Source organism: Synergistetes bacterium HGW-Synergistetes-1 (genome assembly GCA_002839185.1).
Lineage (GTDB): Bacteria > Synergistota > Synergistia > Synergistales > Synergistaceae > Caenicola.
The window spans coordinates 1-6,947 of record PGXO01000015.1 but is presented as its reverse complement, the minus strand read 5'-3'; the positions used below and the strand labels follow the sequence as shown (position 1 = coordinate 6,947).

Below are 6,947 nucleotides of genomic sequence, written 5' to 3'. Positions count from 1 at the left end.
TGCCGTCAAATGTGAACGTTACTTCCTTGCCGTGATGGAACTCAAGTATCGGGTGTTTCTGTATCAGTTCCATGCCCTCTCTCCCTCCTTGTGCTTGTTCGCAGAATCCCATAGAGATTTTTTTGTTTGGTGATCAGTAAGATTTTGTTGCATAAAGGTGTGTTTTGACGATAATATCAAAAAATTATCTGCGTAACAATTTTTTGATACTAACGACGAATATTGTTATTCCATAATAAATTTTTGTCAAGAGGAAATGAAATTTCTGACAAATAAAACAGCAAGGCAGTTGAAATGTCTATTCAACTGCCTTTTTCCCCGGGGTTTTATGGGCTTTTTCGAGCTTTTCCAGTTTCTGTACGTCGCGGATATAAGAGTAGATGGTGTACTTTGTGTTAGCCATTTCATTTGCCACTCTGTCAACGGAGCCCTTCAGAAGGAAAAATCCTCTGTCGTGAAGTTCCTTGATGACTTCTTTCTTTTCCGGTTTCGTAAGGTAATTAAGAGGAGTCCCTATTCTTGTTTTTACCTGTGTAAGAGAATCTGTTACGACTTCTTCAAGGTCCTGCGCATACCATTCACGGATAGGTACCGGGAATTTATCCGGCTTTTGCGGCTCAGCCTGCGGAGATTCGGGGTATTGCTCGACCTTTTCCATATCAAGGTGGAGAATGCTCTCGATAAGCTCCTGTGCTGCTACAGCCTTGCTGATGTCGTAGTTTATGCACATGAAGCCTATCATCTTTTCGTTCTCGTCCCGTATAAAGATCGCGCTGCATTTGATCAGCTCGCCCCGGTTATTGCGTGCCAGATAGTTATAGATCCCTTCCTTATTCTGGTATTCCTCAGACTGGAGCATGTAGAGGCCAAAGTCAGTCATTGGTGCACCGGGTGCACGACCGGTAACATGTCCGTTTTCGCACATAACCAGCGAGTGCTCGGGCATAGTGACGTCATGGAGATTTACCTCGTAATCTTTTCCGAGAATGTTAGCGAGACCGCGAACGACGGGTATCATGATTTTCAATTTTGGATTCATTTTTAAATGTTTAGACAAATCAATACCCCCCAATGTTCAGACATTTTACACCAAATTGACAAACAAAGGAACAATTTTTTGATACTACAGAAAAAAATTGCCCGCTTGACGGGTTATCCTCATAAATACACTGATACAAGCTTTTAACGAATGTGATCGAAAGCGGTTTAATCTGGAGCAGTTTTAATTTGACAAAATATACTGTGGTGATATAATGCGCTTTATCAGACATTTCGGGGAAGGAGGAACCGCCGTGCTTATAAACAATATCGGCATCAACAATATGATGATGTGCATGTACACTCGAGGCTCCTCTCCTGATCTGGCGGGCGCTTAGAGCGTCGATTGCAAAGATCAGTGAGACCGGGCCTTGATTGGCCCGGTCTTTTTTGTTGCATATTAAAAAAACTGTAGGAATAAAAGGAAGGTAGAACTAATGATCGAAGTCAGGGGACTTGGTAAAAAATTTGGAGAGCTTAAGGTCCTTAACGATGTCTCCCTCAAAGTTGAACCGGGAGATGTATTCGGTATAGTAGGGCACTCAGGTGCGGGCAAGTCTACTTTGCTGCGTTGCCTGAACGGTCTCGAAGCATACTCTGAAGGCTCTGTCCGCGTAATGGGGCAGGAAGTATGCGAACTTGATCCAAAAGGGCTGAAAGAGCTTCGCAAAGAGATGGGCATGATCTTTCAGAACTTCAATCTTATGAACAGAAAGAACGTTTACGAAAACATCATGTTTCCCCTGGAGGTCTGGGGAGTTCCTAAGAAAGAGGCTGAGGAGAGGGTAAGAGAACTTCTTGAGCTTGTTGGGCTGACAGAGAAGAAAAATGAGAAGATACGCAACCTTAGCGGAGGCCAGAAACAACGTATAGGCATCGCAAGGGCCCTGGCACTCAAACCTAAGATATTACTCTGCGACGAAGCAACATCGGCACTTGATCCCAAGACCACAATATCTATCCTGGAACTGCTTATGGATATCAATGTAAAGCTTGGGGTAACGATCATAGTTGTCACACACCAGATGGAAGTTGTCAAAATGGTCTGCAACAAGGTAGTGATACTGGACGGAGGCAGGGTCGTGGCATCAGGTGATGCGGACAACCTTTTCCTTGCCCCCGGAGAAGAGCTTCGCAAGCTCATAACAGACGACTATGCGGTGATCCCATCCGGGACCAACATAAGGCTGATGTTCCCGCGTGAGATAGCCAACGAGAGCATAATAACCAGGATGGCCAGGGAGCTTGACATAAACTTTTCTGTGGTTGGCGGAAGGATAGAAAGATACAGGGATACCGTGATGGGATTTTTGATAATTAACGTCTCGGATGCTGACCTGGAAAAAGTGATCAACTGGCTGAGGGATAACGGAATGTTCTGGGAGGTAATGAAAAATGCTGAATGAACTGCTCTTCGCACTTTGGGAGACACTTTACATGATAGCGCTGTCAACCCTTTTCTCAGGGATATTTGGATTTGCTGTCGCAATAGTGATGATAATGACGGGTTCAAACGGTCTTAAGCCCAACAAAGCAGTTTATTCCACATTGAGCCTGATAGTAAATCTGCTCCGTTCATTCCCGTTCATAATACTTATGATTGCAATAATACCGCTTACAAGGCTTATCGCAGGGACTTCCATCGGGAGCACTGCATCGATCGTTCCTCTTACCATAGCGGCAACTCCGTTTGTTGCACGTCTGATGGAGGGCAGCCTTCTCGAGGTAGACCCGGGGGTCGTTGAAGCGGCAAAGTCATTCGGTGCCGGAGATATGCAGATAGTATTCGGTGTAATGGTCAAGGAGGCAATGCCCTCTATAGTACTCAACTGGGCAGTAGTTGCCATCAACCTTCTCGGATACTCGGCAATGGCAGGGGTAGTAGGCGGCGGCGGCCTTGGAGACCTTGCCATCAAGTATGGATATAACAGATTCCAGACAGACGTAATGATCTATTCTGTTGCGATACTCATTGTGATAGTCCAGCTGATACAGTCTGTGGGAAATAAAGTTTACGAAAAGATAAAGTAGCTACGATCATCTTGGAATCTTTTCAGGGAGGTGGAGCCTATAGATAAAGGAAGCGACATGTGCGGTATGTATGAGAGAGGAAGAATAACATCGTGCGGTACAGGCGTGGCATTGACCGTGGGGCTCTGCCCCTTAAGAAGAAAGGATGGTATTTGATATGAAAAAATTAGCAATAGCGATTTTACTGTCTTTGATAATTCCAACAGCTCTTTTCGCGGCTGAAAAGACTATAACAGTAGGAGTCACTCCCTTCCCCCATAAGGACATAATGGTCGTAGTCAGGGATCTTCTCAAAAAAGAGGGATATGATCTCAAAATAAAAGAGTTCACTGACTATGTAACACCCAATACAGCTCTTGCTGAAGGCAGCCTTGACGCAAACTTTTTCCAGCACGTCCCATATCTGGAAAACACAAACAAGGAAAAGGAACTCGATCTTGTATGGGTGGCAAAGGTACACATAGAACCTCTTGGTCTCTATTCCCAGAAGATCAAAAAGCTCAGTGAACTTAAAAACGGAGCCCAGATAGCTATCCCCAACGACGCTACAAACTGCTCAAGGGCGCTGCGCCTGCTTGAGAAAAACGGACTGATAAAGGTAAAGGCGGGAGAGCTTGTCACAGCCAGGGATATTACAGAAAATCCCAAAAAGATAAAAATAAGGGAGATCGAAGCCGCGCAGCTTCCAAGAACGCTTCCGGACGTTGATGCGTCTGTCATCAACACTAATTTTGCTGTGGAAGCGAAGCTCATCCCGGCAAAGGACGCAATCGTTATCGAAGGCAAGGATTCTCCCTATGCCAATGTGATAGCGGTCAGGGCATCAGACAAAAATAGCCCTGCTGTAAAAGCCCTGGTCAAAGCAGCTAATTCAAAAGAAGTCAAAAAGTACATAGAAACAGAGCTCGTTCCTAAGGGTATAGTGCCGGCATTTTAAGCGGGACGCGTTAGAAGAACAGCCCAAAAAGGTACGGACAAAATAAGTCCATATAAAAAGGAGAGGCCGAAATTGCCTCTCCTTTTTATATGGATTAGCAGAATATACCTGATCTCCCGTTATAATGTTCAAGTCGCCTCCGGGGTCCCTCCGTGAGCAGGCTGTGGTTTCAGTTGGATCTTTTGCATATAAGAAGGCAAAGAATGGAATAATATAATAAGGTTACCATACATAAACAAAGAGAGTGGGCTCCTGCCGGTGCCTGCTCTCTTTGTTGTGCGGAGAAATCTTGTTTATGTCTGATTCTATGCTTTGTCTATCTTTAGGGCGTTAAGTCCCTCTCTTACCATAAGTACCGCGAGGACCAACAGTATGGCAGATATACCCGCCAGTGCGTAATTCGGGTTGGGGCTCATCATAGTTGTTTTGATCTCTATGACAAGACCCGTCATGCTGGTAACGAGCATGAACCAGAATGGAACGATAAGGAAAGTTGCCTTTTTCTTAAGACCGCGGATGATCCATACCGCAACGCCAAGGAGGGCGAGAGCCGCGACCAGTTGGTTGGATGCGCCGAATACAGGCCATATCATTGCCCATGCTGCTATCGCTTTGCCGGAAGCGTCAGTAGTCTTTACATAGACGAGTCCAAGCGCGACGGCTATCGCTATTATTGTGGCAACGTATTTACCTATCCTATTGCCTGAAAATTCCTGGATCTGATAACGTGCGAGTCGTGTAGCCGTGTCGAGAGAGGTAAGCAGGAATCCGTTGATGGCGATCGCCCCGAGCCTCGTCCCAAGGATAGGGTCTATCCCGACTATTGTACAAAACTGGCCAAATCCGGCTGCAAATGTTCCCACCGGACCGCCCTTCTGGATACCGCCTGCTACCATCAGAGTACCGATGGCGATGACTGCCACGAGTCCCTCAAGGAGCATGGCGCCATATCCGACAGGGAGGGCATCCCTTTCGTGGCAGAGCTGCTTTGAAGTAGTTCCGCTCCCAACAAGGGAGTGGAAGCCTGAGATAGCGCCACATGCGACAATAACAAAGAGCATCGGCCAGAGGTGGAGTTTTGAAAGACCGAAATATTTAACGTTGTCAGCTATCATTGGGATAGCACCGCTGTCCATCTTGGCTCCGAAGATCATTCCTATCGCTCCTATGCCGACTGCGAAGTAAAGGAAGAAGGAGGCGAGGTAATCTCTTGGCTGAAGCAGCAGCCACACAGGAAGGACAGATGCAGCCAGGATGTATATTGCGAGGAAGATGTTCCACTGGTCTGCAGAATGCGTAAAGATCGCAGCTACAAACGGCCAGTCTCCGCCTTTGAATGAACATACTGCAACAATGGCAAGCATAAAAACTGTTACTATTTTGAAATTCATATTAAATCGATATATAAGCACACCTGAGATCATTGCGAGGAGAATATACAGGCAGCCGACAAAGGCAACTACCGGGTCTGTAACAAAAGTGGCCGTTGTAAGGACCAGGAATACAGCTACGACCAGTATCAGAGAGAGGATCGTGAATCCGAGGAAGAGCATTTTGCCGGTCTCACCTATCCAGCGTTCAATTACAGTTCCGACAGATTTTCCATCATGGCGCATAGATGAGACAAGAGATCCCATGTCGTGTGGTCCGCCGAGGAAGATAGAGCCAAGGACGCACCACATAATAGTGGGCAGCCACCCGAATATCGATGCGGCGGTGATCGGTCCTACGATAGGTCCTGCTCCGGCTATCGATGAGAAGTGGTGCCCTAGAACGACTGCCGGGTGTGCAGGGCAGTAGTCGATACCGTCATTGAGCCTTTCGGACGGTGTGGGAGTCTTATTGTCGAGACCGTAGACCCCTGCCATAAAGTCTCCGTAAAATTTGTAACCGACAACAAAAAGGACTGCAGAAACGATAAACATTACAGGAAACATAAATAACACCTCCTAAAAATTTTTGTTCTTCCGATTTTCTGCCCAGTAAGGAAGGCATCATTCGGGATGTTTCGGACCTACCACCTCCCCTGCTTTGTTAACAAGATACGCCAGATCCTCAATTATTTTTGGAGGATCATCTCCGAGTCTGTATATATGGATCTCAATAAAACCTCTAAGGCCCATTAAAAAAGATTTTTTTCTTGTAAAGTATCTGCCCTCTGTTTTAACAAAAAGAAAGCGCTGGGACATAAGGTCGGGTTCTGATCCTGCAGTCGTAAATATTCTTTTGGGATCCTCCGGCAGATATTTCCATACTATATAGTCATCTACATAATATCTCGCTATCTCTCCGATCAGGCCTGATTTTATAAGGCTTACCCGCCTTTTAAGCCCCTCTGCCGAGCCGTTCGTCCAAGGCTCAAAACGCCATTCACTCCATATTTCTTTTGCTTCGGACAGATAAGAGAGATCTTCCAGAGTACGCACCTCCCACAATATCATCATTACATTATATTAATATGTTCAAGTATCTAAAAATACGATACACCTAAGTTTTAGAATTATCAAATTATTTTTTAAAAAATCAACTGATCGATTATGATTTATATTCAATAACAGGCGCAAAAATGCTCATTGTGTTATCATTTACAGTGTGACAAACAATAACCCGGAGAACTCTTGCATATGCTGGATCCTTAATGTATAATGCGCCTTACTTATCTTCAGAGATCCGGCTCGAATTCCGGATCTCTTTTGATGTTGCTCAGGAATAGGCGGAAATATTAGCCCTAAGGGCGTTATTACTGAAACAAATACAGGGAGGCAAGACAGAAATGGCAAAGGAGAAATTTGTAAGAAACAAGCCGCATCTAAACATAGGAACGATAGGCCATATTGACCACGGTAAGACGACTCTTACAGCGGCGATCACGAAGACGCTTGCGAGACATGGCGGAGCGGACTTTACGCCGTTCGACATGATCGACAAGGCTCCGGAAGAG

General features: G+C 45.6%; 8 protein-coding genes. 4 read left to right on the top strand and 4 right to left on the bottom strand.

All coding sequences use genetic code 11. The features are described 5' to 3' along the window. On the bottom strand, positions 1–73 hold a 73-nt coding region (locus CVV54_10145; protein PKL03544.1), incomplete at its 3' end, for a pyridine nucleotide-disulfide oxidoreductase. 225 nt (positions 74–298) lie between these two features. Continuing rightward, a complete protein-coding gene (locus CVV54_10140) occupies positions 299–1,039 on the bottom strand; it encodes a hypothetical protein (GenBank protein PKL03543.1) in 741 nt (246 codons plus the stop codon). 436 nt (positions 1,040–1,475) lie between these two features. Here CVV54_10140 and CVV54_10135 point away from each other — a divergent pair, with 436 nt between their 5' ends. From CVV54_10135 to CVV54_10125, 3 genes are all read left to right on the top strand, one after another. Beyond that, on the top strand, positions 1,476–2,444 hold the full coding sequence (locus tag CVV54_10135; GenBank protein PKL03541.1) for a methionine ABC transporter ATP-binding protein: 969 nt from the start codon (positions 1,476–1,478) through the stop codon (positions 2,442–2,444). After that, positions 2,434–3,069, top strand: coding sequence for a methionine ABC transporter permease (locus CVV54_10130; GenBank protein ID PKL03540.1), 636 nt, complete (start codon positions 2,434–2,436; stop codon positions 3,067–3,069). Before CVV54_10135 ends, CVV54_10130 begins: the two co-directional genes overlap by 11 nt. Positions 3,070–3,226: 157 nt before the next feature. Continuing rightward, complete coding sequence (locus tag CVV54_10125) at positions 3,227–4,006, top strand: methionine ABC transporter substrate-binding protein (GenBank protein ID PKL03539.1); 780 nt, start codon at positions 3,227–3,229, stop codon at positions 4,004–4,006. A gap of 305 nt (positions 4,007–4,311) precedes the next feature. Here CVV54_10125 and CVV54_10120 read toward each other — a convergent pair whose 3' ends face one another. Further along, entirely contained in the window at positions 4,312–5,943 is a 1,632-nt protein-coding gene (locus CVV54_10120) for a carbon starvation protein A (protein PKL03538.1), read from the bottom strand. 57 nt (positions 5,944–6,000) lie between these two features. Continuing rightward, complete coding sequence (locus CVV54_10115; GenBank protein ID PKL03542.1) at positions 6,001–6,423, bottom strand: hypothetical protein; 423 nt, start codon at positions 6,421–6,423, stop codon at positions 6,001–6,003. A gap of 356 nt (positions 6,424–6,779) precedes the next feature. Between CVV54_10115 and tuf the strand changes: the two genes are divergently transcribed. Continuing rightward, positions 6,780–6,947: elongation factor Tu (gene tuf, locus CVV54_10110; GenBank protein ID PKL03537.1), on the top strand; the 168-nt coding region annotated here is incomplete at its 3' end.

Coding starts and splice junctions, on each gene's coding strand:
- CVV54_10140 (PKL03543.1), bottom strand. CDS start 1,039: ATGAATCCAAAATTGAAAATCATGATACCCGTCGTTCGCGGTCTCGCT.
- CVV54_10135 (PKL03541.1), top strand. CDS start 1,476: ATGATCGAAGTCAGGGGACTTGGTAAAAAATTTGGAGAGCTTAAGGTC.
- CVV54_10130 (PKL03540.1), top strand. CDS start 2,434: ATGCTGAATGAACTGCTCTTCGCACTTTGGGAGACACTTTACATGATA.
- CVV54_10125 (PKL03539.1), top strand. CDS start 3,227: ATGAAAAAATTAGCAATAGCGATTTTACTGTCTTTGATAATTCCAACA.
- CVV54_10120 (PKL03538.1), bottom strand. CDS start 5,943: ATGTTTCCTGTAATGTTTATCGTTTCTGCAGTCCTTTTTGTTGTCGGT.